General features: G+C 63.2%; 15 protein-coding genes and 1 pseudogene. 4 read left to right on the top strand and 12 right to left on the bottom strand.

The window, feature by feature from the left end:
• Positions 1-45 precede the first annotated feature (45 nt).
• Both ACP7CJ_RS15415 and ACP7CJ_RS15410 read right to left on the bottom strand, forming a co-directional pair.
• Positions 46-795 carry a tetratricopeptide repeat protein gene (locus ACP7CJ_RS15415; RefSeq protein ID WP_426100721.1) on the bottom strand — a complete coding sequence of 250 codons (750 nt, stop codon included), beginning with the start codon at positions 793-795 and terminating at the stop codon, positions 46-48.
• Positions 796-797: 2 nt separating this feature from the next.
• Positions 798-1478: a Fe2+-dependent dioxygenase gene (locus ACP7CJ_RS15410; RefSeq protein WP_276196494.1), complete on the bottom strand. Its 681-nt coding sequence runs from the start codon at positions 1476-1478 to the stop codon at positions 798-800.
• A gap of 204 nt (positions 1479-1682) precedes the next feature.
• Here ACP7CJ_RS15410 and ACP7CJ_RS15405 point away from each other — a divergent pair, with 204 nt between their 5' ends.
• Both ACP7CJ_RS15405 and ACP7CJ_RS15400 read left to right on the top strand, forming a co-directional pair.
• Positions 1683-3968 (top strand): TonB-dependent receptor, encoded by a 2286-nt coding sequence (locus ACP7CJ_RS15405; protein ID WP_276196493.1) that lies wholly within the window; start codon positions 1683-1685, stop codon positions 3966-3968.
• A gap of 134 nt (positions 3969-4102) precedes the next feature.
• A complete protein-coding gene (locus ACP7CJ_RS15400) occupies positions 4103-6628 on the top strand; it encodes a PepSY domain-containing protein (protein WP_426100723.1) in 2526 nt (841 codons plus the stop codon).
• Positions 6629-6851: 223 nt separating this feature from the next.
• Here the strand turns inward: ACP7CJ_RS15400 and ACP7CJ_RS15395 are convergent, their stop codons facing one another.
• The 4 genes from ACP7CJ_RS15395 to ptsP form a co-directional block, all read right to left on the bottom strand.
• Positions 6852-8393 carry an alkaline phosphatase D family protein gene (locus ACP7CJ_RS15395; RefSeq protein WP_426100725.1) on the bottom strand — a complete coding sequence of 514 codons (1542 nt, stop codon included), beginning with the start codon at positions 8391-8393 and terminating at the stop codon, positions 6852-6854.
• 191 nt (positions 8394-8584) lie between these two features.
• The gene (locus ACP7CJ_RS15390) at positions 8585-10303 is read right to left on the bottom strand and encodes a PTS fructose-like transporter subunit IIB (RefSeq protein WP_426100727.1); all 1719 of its coding nucleotides are present in this window, start codon (positions 10301-10303) and stop codon (positions 8585-8587) included.
• Positions 10304-10314: 11 nt separating this feature from the next.
• The gene (pfkB, locus tag ACP7CJ_RS15385; protein WP_276196489.1) at positions 10315-11256 is read right to left on the bottom strand and encodes a 1-phosphofructokinase; all 942 of its coding nucleotides are present in this window, start codon (positions 11254-11256) and stop codon (positions 10315-10317) included.
• Entirely contained in the window at positions 11257-14115 is a 2859-nt protein-coding gene (gene ptsP, locus ACP7CJ_RS15380; protein ID WP_426100729.1) for a phosphoenolpyruvate--protein phosphotransferase, read from the bottom strand.
• 295 nt (positions 14116-14410) lie between these two features.
• Here ptsP and cra point away from each other — a divergent pair, with 295 nt between their 5' ends.
• Both cra and ACP7CJ_RS15370 read left to right on the top strand, forming a co-directional pair.
• Positions 14411-15406 carry a catabolite repressor/activator gene (gene cra, locus ACP7CJ_RS15375; protein ID WP_426100731.1) on the top strand — a complete coding sequence of 332 codons (996 nt, stop codon included), beginning with the start codon at positions 14411-14413 and terminating at the stop codon, positions 15404-15406.
• Between the two features lie 2 nt (positions 15407-15408).
• A complete protein-coding gene (locus ACP7CJ_RS15370; protein ID WP_426100733.1) occupies positions 15409-16185 on the top strand; it encodes a TatD family hydrolase in 777 nt (258 codons plus the stop codon).
• Here ACP7CJ_RS15370 and ACP7CJ_RS15365 read toward each other — a convergent pair.
• From ACP7CJ_RS15365 to ACP7CJ_RS15340, 6 genes and pseudogenes are all read right to left on the bottom strand, one after another.
• Positions 16132-16560 (bottom strand): hypothetical protein, encoded by a 429-nt coding sequence (locus ACP7CJ_RS15365; RefSeq protein ID WP_426100735.1) that lies wholly within the window; start codon positions 16558-16560, stop codon positions 16132-16134. The genes ACP7CJ_RS15370 and ACP7CJ_RS15365 overlap by 54 nt on opposite strands.
• A 126-nt stretch (positions 16561-16686) precedes the next feature.
• Positions 16687-17391: a methyl-accepting chemotaxis protein gene (locus ACP7CJ_RS15360; protein WP_425262669.1), complete on the bottom strand. Its 705-nt coding sequence runs from the start codon at positions 17389-17391 to the stop codon at positions 16687-16689.
• A 153-nt stretch (positions 17392-17544) separates the two neighbouring features.
• A pseudogene (locus tag ACP7CJ_RS15355) lies at positions 17545-17748 on the bottom strand (HAMP domain-containing protein); the annotation flags it as partial.
• Between the two features lie 1132 nt (positions 17749-18880).
• Entirely contained in the window at positions 18881-19717 is an 837-nt protein-coding gene (gene ampE / locus ACP7CJ_RS15350; RefSeq protein ID WP_426100737.1) for a regulatory signaling modulator protein AmpE, read from the bottom strand.
• Complete coding sequence (gene ampD, locus ACP7CJ_RS15345; RefSeq protein WP_276196485.1) at positions 19714-20277, bottom strand: 1,6-anhydro-N-acetylmuramyl-L-alanine amidase AmpD; 564 nt, start codon at positions 20275-20277, stop codon at positions 19714-19716. Before ampD ends, ampE begins: the two co-directional genes overlap by 4 nt.
• 61 nt (positions 20278-20338) lie before the next feature.
• A complete protein-coding gene (locus ACP7CJ_RS15340; protein WP_426100739.1) occupies positions 20339-22489 on the bottom strand; it encodes a DUF1631 domain-containing protein in 2151 nt (716 codons plus the stop codon).
• Positions 22490-22653: the final 164 nt, after the last annotated feature.

Here is a 22653-nt window from a genome sequence, read left to right as displayed (position 1 = left end):
GCCCTAAAACAAAAAACCCATGACTCGTCATGGGTTTTTTATAGCTCAGAAACAGGTCAGAGCACGTTGCTCATAGGCATCGGCCATCGCCCGAATCCGCGGGTCATTCGCCGCCGCCAACGCCTTGTGTGCCACCCGCAAAAACTTCAAATTGCCGCCTGCCAGCGCCGTGCGCAGCCACGCCAGCGCCGCCTCGATCTGGCCGCTGTCGGCCAGCACCGCCGCATAACTGAACTGCCCACGAAAATCACCAGCTTCGGCTGAGCGTCGATACCACGCTACGGCAGCGTCCAGATCCCTCGGGCAAAATTGCCCCTCTTCCAGATAGCGTCCCAACAGGTTCATCGACTTCGCATGGCCCTGCTCCGCCGCCTGGCGATAACACCTCAGCGCGTGTGCTTGATCCTCGGCGACGCCGCGACCGGTGGCCAGCAGGTTGGCGTAGTTGTACTGCGCCCAGTCCAACCCGGCTTCGGCCGCAAGCTGATATTCCCACGCCGCCGCCGCTTCGTCGGCGGTGCAACCCCAGCCATGCTCCCGGCAGCGCCCCAACATATTGCGCGCCATCAAGTGCCCGCCCTGCGCCGCGATCTGGAACCAGCGCAGAGCCAGCGCTTCATCGCGCTCGATGCCGCGCCCTTCCAAGAGGATCTGCCCGAGCAAGGCCTGGGCATCGACCACGCGCTCCTTGGCCGCGATCAGGATCGCCTGGGCCGCGCGCACCGGTGAGTCGTCGAGCATGCGCTGCAACTGTTCGACGTTGAGCACTTCTTCACGGCGCAATAAAAAACCCATGCTCAGACCTCGACCCAGCGACGCAACAGGTTGTGGTAAGTGCCGGTGAGCTGGATCAACGCCGGGTGGTCGGGGACATCCGCGCTCAGTTGCTGGATCGCACCGTCCATCTCGAACAGCAAGGTGCGCTGGCTGTCTTCGCGCACCAGGCTTTGGGTCCAGAAAAACGAGGCGTAGCGTGCGCCACGGGTCACGGCGTTGACTTTGTGCAGGCTGGAACCGGGGTAGAGCACCATGTCGCCGGCGGGCAGTTTGACCCGTTGCAGGCCGAAGGTGTCCTGGATCTCCAGTTCGCCGCCGTCGTACTCCTCCGGGTCGCTGAAGAACAGGGTCGACGACAGGTCGGTGCGCACCCGCTCATGGCTGCCCTTGGGCTGGCGCACGGCATTGTCGATATGGAAATCGAAACTGCCCCCGGCGGTGTAGCAGTTAAGCAGCGGCGGGAAGACTTTGTGCGGTAACGCCGCCGACATGAACAGCGGGGTTTGCCACAACCGCTCAAGCATCGCCGCACCGATTTCCTTGGCCAGCGGGTGGCCTTCGGGCAATTGCAGGTTGTGCTTGGCCTTGGCGGACTGGTACCCGGCGGTGATTTTACCGTCGGCCCAGTCGGCGGCTTCCAGCGCTTGGCGGATGCGCTGCACTTCCTCACGAGAGAACAGGCCGGGAATATGCAGCAACATGGGCACTACCTGAGAGCGGAAAGACGTTAATGGTATTGATTCTTATCCAATCTGTAAAACGCATAGACGAACGAGATCGTAAAAACCGTAAGGGAAAAGTGTAAAGAATGTAAATTCGCTACGAATAGCAATGAATCGCAATTGATACAAAGTCTTGTTCAATCTATATTCCGCGGCCTCACATCCTTGGGGAAAGGACACGTCATGTCGCGCACTTGCTTAAAAACACCTACCAGTTCACCACGCTTGCTGGCTTCGGCCATCGGCGTTGCTCTCGGCGCCAGCTCCGTCGCCCATCTGGCGCAAGCGGCCGAAGACACCGAACAGAAAGGCCAGCGCAACAGCATCTCCCTGGGCGCCACCAGCATCACCGGGGAAGAACAGGACGCCACCTCCTATCAGGTCGAGAAAGCCTCTTCGCAAAAATACACCGCGCCGCTGGTGGACACGCCGCGCTCCGTCACCGTGGTGCCGCAGCAAGTACTCAAGGACACCGCTGCCACCTCGCTGCAGGATGCTTTGCGCACCGTGCCCGGCATTACCTTTGGCGCCGGCGAAGGCGGCAACCCCCAGGGCGACCGCCCGTTCATCCGCGGGTTTGACGCCCAGGGCGACACCTACCTGGACGGCGTGCGCGATACCGGCGGCCAGACCCGTGAGATCTTCGACATTGAATCGATCGAAGTCAGCAAAGGCCCGAACTCCTCGTTCGGCGGGCGTGGCTCGGCCGGTGGCAGCCTCAACCTGGTGAGCAAGACGCCCCAGGCGCGGGACTTCACCAACGGCGGCTTCACCTACGGTTCCGACCAGACCCGCCGCTACGTGCTCGACGTTAACCGCCAATTCCTCGACGACAGCGCCGCGTTCCGCCTGAACCTGATGAGCCACGAGCAGAACGTGGCCGGCCGCGACGCAGTGAACTACGACCGCTGGGGCGTGGCGCCGTCGCTGACCTTCGGCCTGGGCACGCCGACCCGCGTCAACGTCAGCTACTACCACATGGAAAGCGACGACCTGCCGGATTCGGGGATTCCCTACGGTTACGGCTCCGCGACCGCCACCGCCCACGTACACGACAAACCCAACGACGGCGGCGACAGCAATAACTTCTACGGCCTCAAGAGCCGCGACTTCCGCAAGACCCGCGCCGATATCAGCACGGTCTCCGTCGAACATGACCTGAACGACAACATGACGCTGAAAAACACCCTGCGCCATGGCAACACCGGCCAGGACTATATCCTCACGCAGCCGGACGACAGCAAACTCAACGTCAACAAGTTCGGCACCGTCTGGCGCCGCGCCAACAGCCGCGTGTCGACCACCGAGACCACCACCAACCAGACCGACCTGTTCGGCAGCTTCCAGGCGCTGGGCTTCAAGAACACCTACTCCACCGGCCTCGAATTCACCGGCGAAGAAACCCGTGTCAGCAGCTACACCATCAGCCCCAACGCCAACCCGGTCTGCACCGTGGCCAAAGGCAGCCTGGGCGGCCAATGCACCTCGCTGAGCAATCCGAACCCGGACGACGCCTGGACCGGCAGCATCGCGCGCAACTACAACGGCACCAACACCAAAGCCACCAGCCGCGGCGCCTACGTGTTCGACACCATCGAACTGGACCCGAAATGGCTGCTGAACGTCGGCCTGCGCTACGACACCTTCGACACCGTGGCCAACACCAACGCCGCTGCCGGGCGCACCAAGATCAAGGAAGACAGCCAATTCTTCAACTGGCAGGGCGGCCTGGTCTGGAAGCCTGTGGAGAACGCCAGTATCTATGCGTCCTACGCCACCTCGGCAACCCCGGCCGGTGGCCTGGTGGGTGAAGGCTCCGACGGCAACCCACTGTCTGCCGGCGCCGCCACCAGCGACCTGCAACCGGAAGAAACCGTCAACTATGAGCTGGGCACCAAGTGGGATCTGTTCCACGACCGCCTTTCGCTGACGGCTGCGGTGTTCCGCACCGAGAAGAAGAACACGCGCATTTTGGTCGATGCCCTGACCTACCAGAACGCCGGCGAATCCCAAGTCGACGGCATCGAGCTCTCGGCCAGCGGCAAACTCACGGATCAATGGCAAGTGTTCGCCGGCTACAGCTACCTCGACAGCGAACTGGTCAAAGCCGGTCGCAACGGGCGCAACGGGGTCGTCAGCGCCGGTTCCAACGAGGGCAACCAAATGCCCAATACGCCGAAGAATTCCTTCAGCCTGTGGACCACCTATGACATCACTTCGAAACTGACCATCGGCGGCGGTGCGTTCTATGTCGACGAGGTCTACGGCGATGTCGGCAACACCGTGTATGTACCGTCCTACACCCGCTACGACGCCATGGCCAGCTACAAGCTGACCAAGAACGTCGATCTGCAACTGAACGTGCAGAACCTGACCGACAAGACCTACTACGACAAGGCCTTCTCGACCCACTTCGCCAACCAGGCGGCCGGGCGCACCGCACTGTTGACCACCAGCTTCCACTTCTAAGCGGTCAACCAGAAACCAAAGCCCCACGCATCGGATGCGTGGGGCTTTTGCGTGCTAAACAACAAAGTTTCTCGACAACCCACGGCATAATGCGCGCCGTGCTACAGATACCCAGATGAGCGAGGCGGTCCGACGTGTTGAAGAAAACCCTGTTCCAGTTGCACTGGTTCTTCGGCATCACTGCCGGGCTGGTGCTGGCCTTGATGGGGATTACCGGGGCGGCGGTGTCGTTCCAGGATGAACTATTGCGTGCGCTCAACCCCAGCGTACTGAGCGTGGAAAAACGCGAGGCCGGGGTACTGCCGCCCGCCGAGCTGGTGCGCAAGCTCGAAGCCAGCGAAGGCAAAACCGTGTCGATGCTGTGGGTGGAAACCGACAGCGGCAGCGCCGCGCGCGTGTTCTTCACCCCACCGCCGGGCGAACGGCGCGGCCAGATGCGTTACTTCGATCCCTACACCGGCGACTACATGGGCGACGCCGTCGGCCAGGACGTGTTCGGGTTTATCCTGCAACTGCACCGCTTCCTCGCGATGGGCGACACCGGCCGGCAAATCACCGGGGCCTGCACGCTGATCCTGCTGTTCTTCTGTCTCTCCGGCTTGTACCTGCGCTGGCCGCGCCAGGTGGCGAGCTGGCGCGCGTGGCTGACCCTGGACTGGCGCAAAAAGGGCCGCAGTTTCAATTGGGACCTGCACTCGGTGTTCGGCACCTGGTGCCTGTTGTTCTATCTGTTGGCGGCGCTGACCGGCCTGTCCTGGTCCTACGAATGGTACAACCGGGGTCTGAACAAGCTGCTGTCCGACGCCCCGCAGAATGAACGGATGCGCAAACGCGGCCCGCCGCCGCAAGGACCGGCGCCGGAGGCCAACTACGACGCGATCTGGAGCAGCATCTACAGCAACGCCGGCCCAGGCTTGAGCGCTTACAACATCCGCATGCCGGCGGTCGCCGGGCAGCCGGCCACGGTGTTTTACCTGCTGGAAAACTCGCCCCACGACCGCGCGCTGAACCAGATCAACCTGGACCCTGCGACCGGCGCGGTGAAATCCCACGACCGCTACGCCAGCAAAAGCCTCAAGGCTCAATTGCTGACCAGCATTTATGCACTGCACACCGGCAGTTACTTCGGCCTGGTGGGGCGGATCATCCTCACCGTCAGCTCGCTGCTCATGCCGCTGTTTTTCATCACCGGCTGGCTGCTGTACCTCGACCGCCGCCGTAAAAAGCGCCAGGTGCGCGATGCCCGCGAGAGCCTCGGCGCCAACCATAGCCATGCGCCGGCGTGGCTGATCGGCTTTGCCAGCCAGAGCGGTTTTGCCGAACAACTGGCCTGGCAGACCGCCGGGCAATTGCAGGCGGCCGGCTTGCCGGTGAACGTGCAGCCGCTGGGCAGCGTCAGCCAGGACCAACTGCGCCAGTCAGAAAACGCGCTGTTCGTGGTCAGCACCTTCGGCGACGGCGAAGCGCCCGACAGCGCCCGTGGCTTCGAGCGCAGCGTGCTCGGCCAGGACCTGTCCCTCAAGGGCTTGAACTACTCGGTGCTGGCCCTCGGCGATCGCCAGTACACGCACTTCTGCGGCTTTGCCCGGCGCCTGCATTTCTGGCTGACCAACCAGGGCGGCAACCCGTTGTTCGCCCCCGTGGAAGTCGACAGCGGCGACACCCGCGCCCTGCAGCACTGGCAACAACAACTGGGCCAACTCACCGGGCATGCGCCGACAGCAGCGTGGCCGAGCGCACAGTATGAAAACTGCAGCTTGAACCAGCGCACCTTGCTCAATCCTGGCAGTGTCGGTTCGGCTGTCTACTTGCTGGAACTGGCCGTGCCATCGGCACAAAGCTGGGTCGCTGGCGACCTGGTGGAAATCCTGCCGCGCAACGGCACCGGGGCCATTACGCAGTTCCTCGAGGGCCTGGGCTTGGCCAGCCGCGAAAGCGTGCTGATCGACGGTCTGGCCCACACCCTCGACCAGGCCCTGGCCACCCGCCAACTGCCGGACAACCGCGCCCATCTGGTGGGCCTGCATGCCCAGGCGCTGGTGAACGCGCTGGCGCCCTTGGGCATGCGCGAATACTCGATCGCCTCGATTCCCAGCGACGGCGTGCTGGAGTTGATCGTGCGCCAGGAACGTCATCCAGACGGCACACTCGGCCTGGGCTCGGGCTGGCTGACCGAACACGCGGCCCTCGGCTCGAGCATCACCCTGCGCTTGCGCCGCAACAGTGCTTTCCACCTGCCGGACGCGCCTGCGCCGTTGATCCTGCTGGGCAACGGCACGGGCCTGGCCGGTTTGCGCAGCTTGCTCAAGGCGCGCATTGCCGACGGCCAGCAGCGCAATTGGCTGTTGTTCGGCGAACGCACTATCGCCCACGACTACCTGTGCCAGGACGAACTGCAAGGCTGGTTGGCCAGCGGTGACCTGGCGCTGCTGGACCTGGCGTTTTCCCGCGACCAGGAGGAAAAGATCTACGTACAGGATCGCCTGCGCGAATCGGCGGACGTGTTGCGGCGATGGCTGGCGGACGGCGCGGCGATCTACGTGTGTGGCAGTTTGCAGGGGATGGCTGCGGGGGTGGATCAGGTGCTGCATGAGGTGCTGGGCAGTGAGACGGTGGAGCGTTTGATCGAACAGGGCCGCTATCGCCGGGATGTCTACTGAAATCCTGCAAACACTGAAGAACCCATGTGGGAGGGGGCTTGCCCCCGATGGCGGTGTATCAGTCAATTCATGGGTTACTGACCCACCGCCATCGGGGGCAAGCCCCCTCCCACAGTTTTGACTGCATTCCAAATCAGTTTTTGACTGCATTCCAAGTCAGTTTTTACTGTATTTCAAATCAGTTTTTGACTGCTTTCCAAATTAGTGTTGACTGCATGCCAAATCAGACCGGTTGCAGCTTTTGCTCGAACACTGAAACCCCATCCAGATCGCGCAGCATCACCGTCAACTCCGCCGTCTGCCCATCGATCTGCACTTCGCCAAAAAACTGGAACCCGGCAAACGGCGACGTGTTCTGCGCAGGCGGTGCTTTTTCGAACACCACCTGCGGGCCAAAGGTTTTATCCAGCGGATTGGGCCCGAAGCTCCCCGCATTCAGCGGCCCTGCGACAAACTCCCAGAACGGCTCGAAGTCCTGAAACGCTGCGCGATCGGGGTGGTAGTGATGCGCCGCGCAGTAATGCACATCCGCCGTCAACCACACATGGTTGCGCACCTGCTGCGCGCGCAGAAACCCAAGCAGCTCGGCGATTTCCAATTCGCGGCCCTGGGCCGGGCCGGGGTCGTTGTTGGCGATCGCTTCCCAGCGCGGCACGCCCGGGCTGACTTCGCCGTCAGGCACGCCGAGGCCGATGGGCATGTCGGCGGCGATCACTTTCCATTGGGCCTGGGAGGCTTTGAGTTCGCGCTTGAGCCAGTCCAGTTGCTCTCGGCCGAGGAAGGGTTTTGCGCCGCCCAGGTTGTCATCGTTGGGCCCGCGATAGCTGCGCATGTCGAGCACGAACACATCCAGCAGCGGCCCGTAACTGAGCTTGCGATAAATCCGCCCGCCGCCGTCGGCGCTTTGTCGACGCATGGGCGAATATTCCAGCCAGGCCTGACGCGCATGGCCGACCAGGGTGTTGATGTCCCGGGTCTGGTAACGCTCATCGAGCTGCTTGCTCGGCGACCAGTTGTTCACCACCTCATGGTCGTCCCACTGCCAGATCTGCGGCACTTCGGCGTTGAAGCGGCGCACGTTTTCATCCAGCAGGTTGTAGCGGTAATTGCCGCGATACTCATCGAGGGTTTCAGCGACTTTGCTCTTGGCCTCGGTGGTGATGTTGCGCCAGATGCGCCCGCCCTCGGTGGTCAGTTGCGCCGGCACCGGGCCGTCGGCGTAGATGGTGTCGCCGCTGTGAATAAAGAAGTCCGGCAGGCGCAGGCGCATGGCTTCGTAGATGCGCATGCCGCCGATGTCCGGGTTGATGCCGAAGCCTTGGCCGACGGTGTCGCCGCTCCACACAAAACGAATATCACGACGCTGTCGCGGCACGCTGCGCAGGTGGCCGAACCAGGGCTCGCTGGCGACGCCGGTCTGGGCATCTTCGAACTGCACGCGGTAGAAAATCGCCTGGTCGGCGGGCAGCCCGGTGAGTTCGACGCGGGCGGTAAAGTCGCTGAGGGTGTCGGCCAGCGGCGAGACGAATCGGCGGGGGTTGCTGAACACACTGCGGGTGTCCCACTCCACCACCATCCGCGCCGGGCGGTCGCTGCGGCTCCAGATCATCGCGCGGTCGCCGAGCACGTCGCCGGACTGCACGCCATCGGTGAGTTGCGGCCGGTCCTTGACCGACGCGATCACCGCCGGCGCCAGCCCCGGCAGCAACAGACCGGCGCCGACCGTTTGCATCACGCGGCGACGGCTGAGATCGAAGTGGCTCATGCAAGTGCCCTCTTGAGTATCAAAAGGGAAATTTGAACACGCAGGGATGAAGCGGATGTGACACCGCCTTCAAGGCACTGCAGATCGCAATGTGGGAGGGGGCTTGCCCCCGATGGCGATGTGTCAGTCACCCATGAATGGACTGACCCACCGCCATCGGGGGCAAGCCCCCTCCCACATTTTTAACGGTGTCAGGCCTTGGCTGCGGTGACCGCCAGGTCCACCGCTTCCGGGCGTTTGATCAACGCGTACACCAGCCCCGTCAACACGCTACCGGCGACAATCGCCAGCAAGTACAGCAGCGCATGGTTCATCGCATTCGGAATAATCAGCACAAACAAGCCGCCGTGGGGCGCCGTCAGTTTGCAGCCGAAGTACATCGATAGCGCACCGGCCAACGCGCCGCCGGCGATGCTGGCCGGGATCACCCGCAGCGGGTCCTTGGCGGCAAACGGAATCGCGCCTTCGGAGATAAAGCACAGGCCCAGAATCATCGCGGCCTTGCCGGCCTCGCGTTCGGTCTGGGCAAACTTGCGCCGGGCCAGGAAGGTCGCGATACCCATCCCAATCGGAGGCACCATACCGGCCGCCATGGTCGCGGCCATCGGCGCACCGCTGGACGCCGCCAGCAAGCCGACGGAGAACGCATACGCGGCCTTGTTGATCGGCCCGCCCAGGTCAACGCACATCATGCCGCCGAGCAGGATGCCGAGCAGCACAGCATTGGTGGTGCCCATCGTGCTGAGGAAGTCGGTCAGGCCGGTGAGCAGCCGCGCCACTGGCGGACCCACCAGATAGATCATCGCCAGGCCCGTGAACAGGCTCGCCAGCAACGGGATGATCAGGATCGGCTTGAGCGGCTCCAGGCTTTGCGGCAGGCGCACCGCGCGAGTGATCAGCTTGACGCAGTAACCGGCAAGGAAACCGGCAACAATCCCGCCGATAAAGCCCGCGCCCAACGTACCGGCCAACAACCCGCCGATCATGCCGGGGGCCAGCCCAGGCCGGTCGGCAATCGAGTAGGCGATATAGCCCGCGAGCAGCGGCACCATCAGCATGAAGGCCTGGTCACCGACGGTTTTCAGAGCCGCCGCCAGGGTGCCTTTTTCTTCAAAGGCATGGATGCCGAACACGAACGACAAGGCGATCAACAAACCGCCCGCCACCACCATCGGCAACATGAACGACACGCCGGTCAGCAGGTGTTTGTAGACCCCGGTTTTTTCCGATTTGGCCACCGTGCCGCTCGCCGCGCTTTCCACGACGCCTTCGGCCAGGGCCTTGTTGAGGGTCGCTTCGGCTTGCTTGAGGGCAATGCCGGTGCCGCAGCGGTAGATCTTCTTGCCGGCAAAGCGCTCGGTGGCGACTTCGATATCCGCCGCCAGCAACACCACGTCGGCCTCGGCAATCGCTTGCGGGCTCAACGGTGTGCGTGCGCCGACCGAACCCTGGGTTTCCACCTGCAACTCATAGCCCAGGCGCTTGGCCGTCTGCTGCAACGCTTCGGCGGCCATGAAGGTGTGGGCTACGCCAGTCGGGCAGGCGGTAATCGCGACAATCCGCGGAGCCTGTTTCGTCGCCACCGGGGCTTGGCTGGCGACATACACCTGGGCCTCTTCGGCGCCACGGCGCAACACGGCCTCGACGTCCTGCAAGGCCTGGGCTGGGGTGCTTTGGAACACGCGCTTGCCAACAAACCGCTGCATCTCCACCGGCGTGCTGCTGACCAGCAACACCCACTCGGCGGCATCGAGCGTGGCCTGGGACAGCTGGCGTTCCGGGTGCTGCACGTCCACCACTTCGACGCTGGTGCTCCAACCCTGGCGCTGCGCGGCGGCGTCAAGCAAACGGGCGCACAGCACACTGGTGACCATGCCGTTCGGGCAGGCGGTAACAATGGCTAAATTCATCACAAACCCTCTTATTGTTCTGTCAGCGGGCGCACATGGACGCCGCTTTCGAGACGCGCCAACTGCGCGTCATCGCTGATGCCAAACCCTATCTGCGTGACGGCCATCGCGGCAATTGCCGTGGCACGGCGCAAGGTCGTTTCGGGCACATCGAAACCGAGCAAACCGTGGAGCATCCCGGCCAGCAGCGAATCACCTGCGCCGACGGTGCTGGCGACGCTGACCTTCGGCGGCGTGGCATGCAACGCCGTGCCGGGGCTGAACCAGTTCACGCCGTCGGCGCCATGGGAAATCACCACATGCTCGATGCCCTCGGCATGCAAACGCTCGGCGGCCTGGGCCTGTTGGTCGACGGAGTCCGTCGGGCAATCCAGGGCCTCGGCGAGTTCTTCGGTATTGGGCTTGATCAACCACGGGCTGGCCTTCAACCCGGCGCGCAGGGCTTCGCCGCTGGTGTCCAGGGCAACTTTCAAGCCGAGGTTTTTCAGTTGCTCCAATAAGCCTTGGAACCACAGCGGGCTGACACCGCGCGGCAAACTGCCGGCGACCACCACCGCATCGTGCCCTGGGGCAATCAACGTGAGTTGATTGAGCAACGCTTGCTGTGCCTGCTCACTGACCTGCGGCCCCGGCGCATTGATGTCGGTGACGCGGCCACCGTGTTCGGCGATCTTGATATTGCTACGGGTCTCGCCGGGCACGCGGATGAACGCATCGACAAACCCACGGCGAGCGATCAGCGCCTCAAACGCCTGGGGGTTGTCCTCGCCGAGAAAACCGCCGACGGTGACGTGATGGCCGAGGTCAGCCAGCACCTGGGCGACATTCACGCCCTTGCCGGCGGCGTGGGTCAACATCGTCTCGCTGCGATTGACTTCACCGGGTTCCAGGCGCGCCAGGCGTACCGTGAGGTCCAACGCCGGGTTGAGCGTCAGGGTCAAAATCCTTGCCATCTACACGGCCTCCACAAGGGCTCGCACTTCGGCGGGCGAACCCACCGCGAGTGCTTGTTGGGCCAGGCTCTGGGCCTGGCTCAGACTGAATTCACGCACCCGCGCCTTCACTTCAGGAATGCTGCGGGCCGACACGCTCAACTCATCCACGCCGAGGCCGATCAGCACCGGCACCGCCAGCGGGTCGGCGGCCAGCTCACCGCACACGCCGACCCATTTGCCATGGGCATGGGCGGCGCGCACGGTGATGTCGATCAATTGCAACACGGCCGGGTGCAGGCCATCGGCCTGAGCCGACAGCGTCGGGTGGCCACGGTCGATGGCCAGGGTGTACTGGGTCAGGTCGTTGGTGCCGACGCTGAAGAAATCGACTTCCTTGGCCAGCACCGGCGCGAGCAATGCGGCGGACGGCACTTCGATCATAATCCCCAGTTGCAGGTCGGCCACCGGGATTTCCAGGCGCAGGCGCTCGGTCATGTCCCGGGCCGCGCGCCACTCATCGACGCTGCCGACCATCGGAAACATGATGCGCAGCGCCCGGTTATCCGCCGAGCGCAGCAGCGCGCGCAACTGCGCTTCCATGATCTGCGGGCGTTGCAGCGTGAGGCGAATGCCGCGCACGCCGAGGAAGGGGTTTTCTTCCTCGGCGATCGGCCAATACGGCAGCGGTTTGTCGCCGCCCACATCGAGGGTGCGGACCACCAACGGGCGACCGCCGAGGCCGTCGAGTACGCGGCGGTATTCGGCTTCCTGGGTGGCTTCGTCCGGCGCCTGGGGGTGGGCCATGAAAATCAGTTCGGTGCGCAGCAGGCCAATGCCTTCGGCGCCCTGCTCCACCGCGCTCGCCACGCCGGCGCTTTCGCCGATATTGGCGAACACTTCCACGGCGTGACCATCGCGGGTCAGGGCCGGTTGATGGCGCTGCGCCGAGGCGGCTTGCAGGCGTTGTTCACGGGTGTCGCGTTCGACGGTGGCGCGTTGCAGGGTCGCGGCGTCGGCGTCGACATGCAGGCGGCCACGCTGGCCGTCGAGCAACAACGGCGTACCGGCGGCCAGCAGCAACACGGCCGGGCCGGCGCCCACCAACGCGGGAATGCCCAGGGCGCGGGCGACGATGGCGCTGTGGGCGGTGGCCCCGCCACGGGCGGTGAGAATACCGGCGACGCGGGCCGGGTCGAGGCGTGCGACATCCGACGGGCCGACTTCGTCCATCACCAAAATGTAGGGTTCGCTCGGTTCCTGGACGGTTTCGACACCGCACAACTGCGCCAGCACGCGGCGACCGATGTCGCGCAGGTCGGCGGCGCGCTCGGCGAGCAGGGCGTCCTGCAACGACTCCTGTTGTTTGGCGGCGGCTTCGATCACGCTCATCCAGGCTGCTTCGGCGCTTTCACCCTGTTTGAGGCGGGTGTCGACGTCGTCGGTCAGTTCCGGGTCGTCGAGCATCTCCTGGTGGGTGATGAAAATCTCGCGGATCGCCTTGGCCTGGCTGCGTTCGATCAGGCCCTGGATATCGCGGCGCACGTCCGCCAGTGAGGCGTGCAGGCGCTGGCGTTCGATGCTCGAGGACTCGCCACGCAGCGGATAGTCGAACGGTTGCAGCACCTGGATATGCGCCGGGCCGATGGCGATGCCGGGGGCGGCGGCGATGGCCTGGATCTGGCTACCGGCCAGCGGCGCGCTGAGCGCCGGTTCGAGATCCACAACGGCGGCTTGCGCACTCGCGGCAGGCAGCGGCTCGACCTCTTCGCCGAGCCCCTCTTGCACCGCCGCCAATAACGCGGGCAGCGCATCGCCAGCAATCGCCGGCTCCGCGACAAACTCCAACACCTGGCCACGCCGGGCGCCGAGGCTAAGCAGCTTGCTCAGGCTTTTCACCGACACGGCGCCCACCGCGCCATCGACGATGCGCACGCGAATATCGCCGTCAAAACTTTTCGCCAGTTGCGCAAGGATCTTCGCTGGCCGTGCGTGCAGGCCGTGAGCGTTAGCCAGGGCGATGCGCGCGCTGGGCCAGTCGGGCGGCAACTCGCCGCCCAACACTTCAAGCACCGCGCGGCTGCTGGTGGCGCGGCCGAGTTCCTGGCCTCGCCCTTCAATCAACAGCGCACACAGGCGTTCCAGCAAGGTCTGGTGCGCTTCGCCGAGGCTGGCCAGGCAGAACAGGCCGTTGAGCGGCTGGCCGAGGTAACGCATGGGTTTGTCCGGGGTGACAAACGCCAGGCCCGGGCGCTTGACGGTCTGCTCGCTGTGCAGCCACCACAGGCCATCGCCCAGGGGCAGCGCGTCGACCTGCTGCAACACGGCGGCAAAGCCATTGTTCACACAATCGGCCTGGCGCAGCAGGCGTGCGCCGCGCCACACCAGTTCTTCAAAGTCATCGGCGGACACACCGAGCCCAATCATTTGCGCGTCCAGCGCCAATTCCTGCGGCGCGCCCTGCAGCAGTTTCAGCAACGCTTCGGCGGAAGCTGCGCGGCGCAGCGCCTGGCCCAGGTCGGTTTCACCGAGGGCGCGGGTCAGCAGTTGCAGCAGGCGCAGGTGCTCATCGGATTTGGCGGCAATACCGATCGCCAGGTAGACGATCTGGCCATCGCCCCAGTCCACCCCTTCGGGGAACTGCAGCAGGCGCACGCCGGTGGAAAACACCTGGTCGCGAGTTTCGGGCGTGCCGTGGGGGATCGCAATACCTTGGCCGAGAAAGGTCGAGCCTTGGGCTTCACGCCCTTGCAAGCCGCTGAGATAACCCTCGGCGACCAGGCCGTCGGCCACCAGTTTGTCAGCGAGCAGGTGCAAGGCAGCAGATTTATCCACAGCCGTCTGGCCCATGGATATCTGCTCTATGGTGAGCTCAAGCATGCCGTTCTCCTAGTTAGTGCGGCGGGCGCACTAGGTATTGTTTTGAATAAATCAGTCTAAAGTCGTTCACGCATAAACTGACTGAGCAGTCGGTTGGCAGCAATCACTCAGTGGCGAACATCGCAAAAATACGCTTGCTGAAACGTTTAATCTAGAATGCATGGCAGATTACGCGTTAATTGCGCATCCTTGAAGACCCTCTCGGCACCTGAGCTGAGACATTGGTCGTCTGCAGTAATCGGTTACGATTGGACAAACTGTCGGGGCAAGCTCCAGAAAACAAGGAAATCCCGGTTTGAAACTCAGTGATATCGCCCGTCTCGCCGGTGTGTCCGTGACCACCGCCAGCTATGTCATCAATGGCAAAGCCGAACAGCAACGCATCAGCAGTGCAACCGTCGAGCGCGTGCGTGCGGTGGTCCAAGCCCATGGCTTCACCCCCAACCCTCAGGCTGCCGGGCTGCGCAGTCGGCATACGCGCACCTTGGGTTTCATCCTGCCAGACCTGGAAAACCCCAGTTACGCACGGATTGCCAAGTTGTTGGAACAGGGCGCGCGTGCGCGTGGCTATCAATTGCTGATTGCCAGCTCCGACGATGACGCCGATAGCGAGCGCCAGTTGTTGCAATTGTTCCGTGCCCGACGCTGCGACGCGCTGTTCGTTGCCAGTTGCCTGCCGGCCAGCGATGACAGTTATCGCGAGCTGCAAGCCAAGGGTTTGCCGGTCATCGCCATCGACCGCGAGATGGACCCCGCGCAGTTCTGCTCGGTGGTCAGCGACGATCGCCAAGCCTGCCAGCAACTGACCAGCAGCCTGCTGCAACCGCTGCCCAAGCAGATCGCGCTGATCGGTGCGCGACCCGAGCTGAGCATCAGCCAGGCGCGCGCCGCCGGTTTCCGTGAAGCGCTGCACGGATTCGGCGGTGAAGTGATCGTCGAACACGGCGAGGCGTTCAGTCGTGACTGTGGCCGACAATTGATGGAGCAATTGCTGCAGCGTCTGGGGCATTTGCCTGACGCGCTGGTGACCACGTCCTACGTGCTGCTGCAAGGCGTGTTCGACGCACTGCATGACTTCCCGCTCAAGTCGCGACCGCTGCGCCTGGGCACGTTCGGTGATACCCAGTTGCTGGATTTCCTGCCGCTGCCGGTCAATGCCATGGCCCAGCAACATCAACTGATCGCCGACACCGCGCTGCGCCTGGCCCTGGCGGCGATTGAAGAACAGCAGTATCAACCCGGCGTAAACGCCATTGGCCGAACCTTCAAGCAGCGTATTCACGAGGTGTGAGCGTGGAGCTGATCGACACCCACACCCACCTGGACTTCCCGGACTTCGACAGCGATCGCCGGCAAGTCCTCGCGCACAGCCGCCAACTCGGCGTGCAGCGCATGGTGGTGCTGGGGGTGTATCAGCAAAATTGGCAACGGCTGTGGGATCTGGTGCAAGACGATGAAGGTTTGTTCGCAGCCTTCGGCCTGCACCCGGTGTACCTCGACGAGCATCGCCCCGCCGACCTGACAGCCCTGGGCGACTGGCTGACCCGCCTGCGGGGCCACCGGCAATTGTGCGCGGTGGGCGAGATCGGCCTGGACTACTTCCTCGAACACCTCGACCGCGAACGCCAGCAGCAACTGTTCGAAGCCCAACTCAAGCTGGCCGTGGATTTCCAACTGCCGGCCCTGCTGCACGTGCGCCGCAGCCATGCCGCCGTGATCGCCACCCTCAAGCGCATCCGCCTGCCACGGGGCGGCATCATCCATGCCTTCGCCGGCAGCCGCGAAGAAGCGCGTGAGTACATCAAGCTGGGTTTCAAGTTGGGCCTGGGCGGCGCCGCTACCTGGCCGCAAGCGCTGCGCATGCACAAAGTACTCGCGCAATTGCCTCTGGAGGCCGTGGTGCTGGAAACCGATGCGCCGGACATGGCGCCCGCCATGCACCCCGGCCAGCGCAACAGCCCGGAGCACCTGCCCGAGATCTGCGCCGCGCTGGCCGAGCGCATGGGCCTCAGCCCGTTATCGCTGGCGCAGGCGAGCACACGCAATGCGTGCGAGCTGTTCAATTGGTAGCGGGCTGACGACCTGCAGGTCCAGGGTCATGCGTTGCCGATGACGGGCATAGCGCAACACCAGGAAATGGATCAGCACCGCCACCAGCGAAAGGTTGAGCTGCTCGATCATACTGAGCAAACCCACCCACTCTGCCACCAGTGCCATCAGCAAGGTCGCACAGGTCAGGATGATCATGCTCGGGCGAACCAGCGCCCACTGGTCCAGGGCGCGAAATTGACGCAACTGTTTGCGACAACGCAACTGCAGGCCCGACTGGCAATACGTGCACTCAAAAGGCTCGTCGATGGCAATCGCGTTCAATTGCCAAGGCTTGAGTTCAAACGTCATGTCACATCGGGCGCAGTGCCCTCTGATGCCGAATACAGCGATCATCGCCGTGCCTCCTTGGGACTGTGACCAGATGAAAAAAATTTTCACCCATTCACGCCGATAGAAAAGATGCGCCGCAAAATCAAGACAAACGCCACAGCAGTAAAAGACTAATCCTACGATTACGGCCTACACCCGAAACGCGCCGATCAGTTGCTTCAACTCGATCACCTGCTGCGACAACTGCCGACTGGCCGCTTCGGTCTGATGCGCGCCGTCGGCCGCGTGTTCGCCGGCGCGGTTGATTTCGACGATGTTGCGGTCGATATCGTGGGCGACAGCGGTTTGCTGCTCCACGGCGGCGGCAATCTGCTGGTTCTGATCCACGATCATGCCAACGGCGCCAAGAATATTCTCCAGGGCCTGCTGGACCTTTTCCGACTGGCCCACCGTGCCTTCAGCCATCGCATGGCTGGTGCCCATGGCCTTGACCGCCGCGCCAACACCGCTGTGCAGTCGGCTGATCATCTGCTCGATCTCTTCGGTAGAGTGCTGGGTGCGCCGGGCCAACGTGCGCACTTCATCGGCTACCACCGCAAAACCACGGCCCTGCTCCCCGGCACGGGCCGCTTCGATCGCAGCGTTGAGCGCCAGCAGGTTGGTTTGCTCGGCGATGCTCTTGATCACTTCCAGCACGCTGCTGATGGATTGGCTGTCGGTGGCCAGTTGATTGATCACCCGTACCGACTCGTCGATCTCCGACGCCAACCGCGCAATGCTGCCTTGCTGGGACTGCACCAGGCCACGGCCGCTGACGGTTTCATCGTTGACGCTATGCGCGCTGCTGACCGCCGCCGCCGCGCTGCGCGCCACTTCCTGGGCGGTGGAGGACATCTGGTTCATGGCCGTCGCCACCTGTTCGATCTGGCTGCGCTGCCCGGATACCGCCTGGTTACTGCGGGCCGAGACCACCTCAACCTGGCCGGCCTGCCATTCAACCTGGCTGACGGTGTGCCCGACGCGCTCGATCAGGTCGTGGATCTTGGCCACGGTGCCATTGAACACTTGGCCGAGGTCGCCCAACTCGTCGCGGCTTTGGGCGACAAACGTGACCGTCATATCGCCCGCCGCCACCTTGTCCATCATCGCCCCCAGGCGCCGCAACGTCGTGCGCGTCGAGGCATAGAAACCGGCGTACAGATAAAAGATCAGCAAAAACACCGCCGCCAGGGCCGACACCAGCACCAGCATGTGCGTGCGGTTTTGCGTCAGCCGTTGTTCCAACTGCCGTCCGAGAAAGCCCAGGGTGGCCTCATTGAGCTGGTAGGTCTGGGCCATCAATTGACTCACGTCTTCGTAGAAGCCCTGCCACGGCGCGTCGAGGGTCTCGGCCATCACCACCTGCTCTTCAAACAGTTCACTGCCTTGCTTGAGGCTCGCGCTGCTGGCCTTGGCCAGGCTGTCGAGCGCCGCGTGGGCAGGTTTACTGGAGCCCAGGGCGTCCTGCAGCTTCAAGCCGTATTCGGCCTGGAGCTTTTCCAACTGCTGCAACAGCTCGTCGAAACGCGTGCTGGAGGACGAGTTGAGAAAACCCTGGCCCAGGGAGTACGCGCCCATTGCGCGCCCTTCGCCCAACGTCTGGGTGACCTGCGGGGTGACGCTGGTGATCAGCTCGCTGAGCTGGCGTAGATCGCTCTGCGGGTCGCGGCTCAAGCCGGATTGGCTGGCGATGATCTGGCTGAGCATCTGCGCCTTGTTCAGCAACTTGCCGATCAGCGCACTTTTGCTCAGCAGCGACGACTCCTGCTGCTGGGCCTTGAAGGCGGCGACCAGCTCGTCGCGCTTGGCGTCGAACGCGGCGACTTGTTCGGGGTCGGTCGCCATCGCGCGCAGGCCTTGCAGGCGCGCCAGCACGCTGTGTTCCAGGGTATTGATGCTGCCTTCCAGATCGCCCGCCTTACCGGATTGGCCGAGGGTCGCGTTGATCTGCACCTGGTTGTTGAGGGTTTCCAGGTCACGGCGCAAGGCCAGGCTGCTGCCGAGCAAATCCAGGCTTTGCAGTTCGATGCGAGTGCCCTGGAACTCACGCCAGGAGTCGCGCACCAGGAAATAGTTGGTGGCCAGCATCGGCAGCAGGAACAACACGCTGATCAAACTGAACTTCATGCCGAAGCTCAGGCGGTTCATCAGCGCGACGGCGGGATAGAGCAAGCTCTTCACAGGTGAACTCCCTTCCTATTATTTTTATTTGAGGCGCAGGGCGGCGGCAGATAGCCACTATTTGGCGCTCTGCTTGTATAGCTCAAATCGAAAGGGAGTTTTGTAACGTAAAGTTAACGAGCTGTGGGAGCAGGCTTGCTCCCACAGGGATTGACCGTGACCGCTAGGGCAACACGGTCCAGATGGCGAAACCGGCATACCACAGCACCGCCGCGCGCAGCAGCAGTTCCCATAGGCGATCCAGGCTGTTGATGCCGTCGGCACCCACCACCGGTGGCGGGATTTCAGCGGCCACCAGGCCGACTTTGTCCACCAGTTGCGCGGCACTGATGTCCCAGTTCAACAGCTCGTGGAGCATCACACGGCTGACCGCGACAAAGTTGCCCACCAAAGCAAAGCTGGCCGCCAGCAAGCGCACCGGCAACCAGTCAAAAGCATGCCGCAGTTGCCCGGCACGCTCGGCCACCAGGGGGTTCTGGCTGTGTTCACTGGCCAACGCCAGCAGGCGATAGGCCAGGGCCGCGACCGGGCCCAACAGGAAATACCAGAAAATCACCGCAAAAAAGCTCTGGTAGGCCTGCCACAAGAGATGCCCCTGAACACGCTCCAGCAATTGCTCGCCACTGTCGGCACCGACCTTCAGGTCACGCTCGGCCACATGCTCGGCGGCTTGCAGGTCGCCGCGCCGCCAGGCATCGCGGAATGGGCCGAGCCCCGCCAGCAGATCACCGCGCCCCAGGCTGTAGATCAGCACCAGCAGGTGTACCGGCAGCGCCAACAGGCCGTATGCCACGGGTTCCAGCACCAGCAGCAACAGAGCCAGCACGGCCACCGGCAGCACCACCAGCAGCGCCAGAATCAACCAGGGCTGTTTGCCGAGGCGCGGGCTCGATTCCAATTTGGCCAGTTCGCGCAGCCATCCGCCGTCGCGCTGCAATTTTTGGCGCAAGGCCGAGAACTTCTCGATCCAGACCGCCAGCACCAATACAAGGAAACTCATTGTGCGTGTTCTCCATCCTGCAGGGCGCTGCGAAAGCGCACCCAATCAAAAGCGGGCCCGGGATCGGTCTTGCGCCCCGGGGCGATATCGCTGTGACCACAAATGCGCTGACGGGTGATACCCGGGTAAGTCGCCAGCAACTGACGTGTCAGGTCGATCAGTGACGCATATTGGACATCGGTAAATGGCAGGTCATCCGTGCCTTCCAGTTCGATCCCCAGGGAAAAGTCATTGCACGTTTCGCGCCCCTCGAAGCTGGAAACCCCGGCGTGCCAGGCGCGGTCGAGGCAGGACACAAACTGCGTCACCACTCCGTCGCGCTCAATCAGAAAATGCGCTGACACGCGTAGGTCAACAATCCCTTCATAGTAAGGATGTTCCGTGACATCCAGGCGATTCTGGAAAAATTCCTGCACCTTACCGGTGGCGAACTGCGCCGGCGGCAGGCTGATGTTATGCACCACCAACAGCGAAACTTCGCCTGCGGGTCGCTCGTTGAAGTTGGGCGAAGGGCAATGACGAACACCCTGGCACCAACCGCTGACGGGGTCCAACTGCATACAGGTTCCTTGAGTGTGACCAATTGTGACCAGTATGCCGCGTTCAGCCCTGTGGTTGCGATCACTTGCCGCGATTGAATTGACTCAGGTTACCCGTCACCGTCGCCAGCGCACGCTCGAACAGCGGGGCATCGTCCAGGATACGCAGCACGCCACGCTTGAACGCCTGGGCCAGTTGGCCGGCGCTGTGCTCAAGCACCTTGAGCCCGCTGCGGTTGACAAAAATATAGCGATCGGCCGGCGCCATGATCGTGTTCAGTTTGCAGCGCAGGAGGGTTTCCGGGGGTTCCTCTAACTCCAGCCAAACGCCGATGCGCAATTGGCGCGCTTTGAGCAAGTCCGGATCAGCCGCCGCCAGGTCTTGCGCAGCATCGGGCAAACCAGGGTCAAATACGAAGGGCTCACGCACCTCGATCAACGTCTGCGTACCGTCGAACGCCTGAACATGCAAGGCCTGCAGCCGAACAAAGAACTCACGGGTGCTGAAGGGATCGAACGCCGCGCCGGTCAAACCGTTGCGCAACGCCTTGAGCAAACCCGGCAACTGCGCCAGCAAATGCCGCCCGGCCTCGGTGTCGTCCCTCAGGCTCACGCTCCAGATCAACTCGTCGAGGGTGCGCAGCTCCGTCTGCCACTGCACCGATTGCTCGCCGTGCTTGAGACTGGCCAGCAACAACACCTGGCTCCAGGCCTGCTGCACAAACTGCACCACCGCCCGTGGCAGGACCTTGCCCAGCAAGCGCCGGTTCAGCACGTCGGCCACGCGCTGACGGGCAGCGTCGGTACGCAGGCGTGCCGCCTCAGCGTCGCGGGTGTGCTGTTCGAGCAACGCACTGCGCCGGCGCTCGTCAGCGGTAAACGCGGAGAATTCCGACAGCAGTTCGGAAAAAATCGCCGGGTCTTCGGCAAAGTCATTCAGCAGACGCTGCACCACCTGCTCGATACGCAGGTACAAGCCGTCACGCAGGTAATCTTCACCCGGGCTCCAACCGACGACGGCGCTGCCGATTTCGTTGAGCAGCCGCCGCGCCGGATGGCCGGCACGGCTGAAAAGGCTCTTGTCCAGCACGGCCAGTTTCAGCACCGGGATCTGCAGGCGGGCGATCAAGGCCTTGAAGGCGTGCGGGACGGCGTGGTCATGGAGGATAAATTCGAACAACAGCGCGACCAGATTGATCACGTCTTCGTCGCACGCTTCCACGATTCTGGATTTGCCGCTCTTGACGCTGACACGCGTCAGCAGTTGCTTCAGTTGGTTGCGCAGATCGAAGTCATCCTCGACGTCCGGCTCCGGCACGTATTGCTGCAAATGGGACAGCAGGCGCAGCAGATCGCGGGTGGCGATGGGCTGGGGCTCGGCGCTGGCCTCCAGGGTGGGCGCTACGCTGCCCCGCACAGCCGCCAGCAGTTCACGCAGTTCGGCAAAGGCGGGCTGGCCGTTTTCATCGACCGGTTGATCCGCCGCCGGCAAGCGCTCTGAACGCTGATGCTCGCGCGCCACGCGCCCACCAGGGCGGCGGGCCGGCACCACCGTGAGCTCAGGCAGTACGCCCGTAGCGACCAGCAACTGATTGGCGTCTGCGTACAGGTGGTCGGCGTCGCTGAGCACGTATTTCTCAAAGAGTTTGAGCATGATCAGTTTGACGCGAATCTCCACGCCCAGACTGCGTCCCGCGCGCAGAAAGAATTCACACAACCGCGCCGGGCCCAGGGGGTTCTCACGGTCATCCATGTACCGGCCCAGCAAGGCACTCAGACGGGCAGTCAGTTGCTCCAGGGCCAGACCGTCAAGTCGCCGCACCCGCCCGAGCATGGCATCCAGCGCCAGGGTTCTTTCCACATCACCACGTGAAGTGTCCGAGAGCGCCTCGTAGGACATCACCGGCACCATCTGCAGCTCACCTCGCCCCGCCCCGCCCAGGCTGGCGAAGGCCTTGAAGAGTTGCTCCATGAACACACGTTCGAAATTCTTGCGCTTGAGCCGCAGGTCGCGCATGGCTTCAAAGAAAATAGGGTGGTCGACGTTGTTACGAGCCTTGTCGGCCATTTCGAACAGGCTGTCGTCAGCGTTGTCGAACAGCTCCTGCAGACCTTGTTGCAGTTGCTGCGCAGCTTTGTCGCGAACCTGCAGCAACACCACCGGCAGCCGCGCGAGCGGCGATGGCGCGGTCTGTGCCTTATTGATCGGCACCACCTTTCCATCATTGTGCATCCTGGCCTCCTGAAACCGCGGTGTGGGTTGGGCAAAGATCGGCGACAGGCCCCTTTGGGCACTGCGTATACCCGGTGCTTACCCGCACGTCAAAGCTATGACGCCAATTGCAAGGCGCGAGATTATCTTGCAAATGAGGGGAGTTGCGCCAGTGAACTCTGTCA

This window comes from Pseudomonas sp. PSPC3-2 (assembly GCF_049897085.1).
Taxonomy (GTDB): Bacteria; Pseudomonadota; Gammaproteobacteria; order Pseudomonadales; family Pseudomonadaceae; genus Aquipseudomonas; species Aquipseudomonas paraveronii.
The sequence above is the reverse complement of the archived record's forward strand: the minus strand, read 5'-3'. Positions and strand labels throughout refer to the sequence as shown.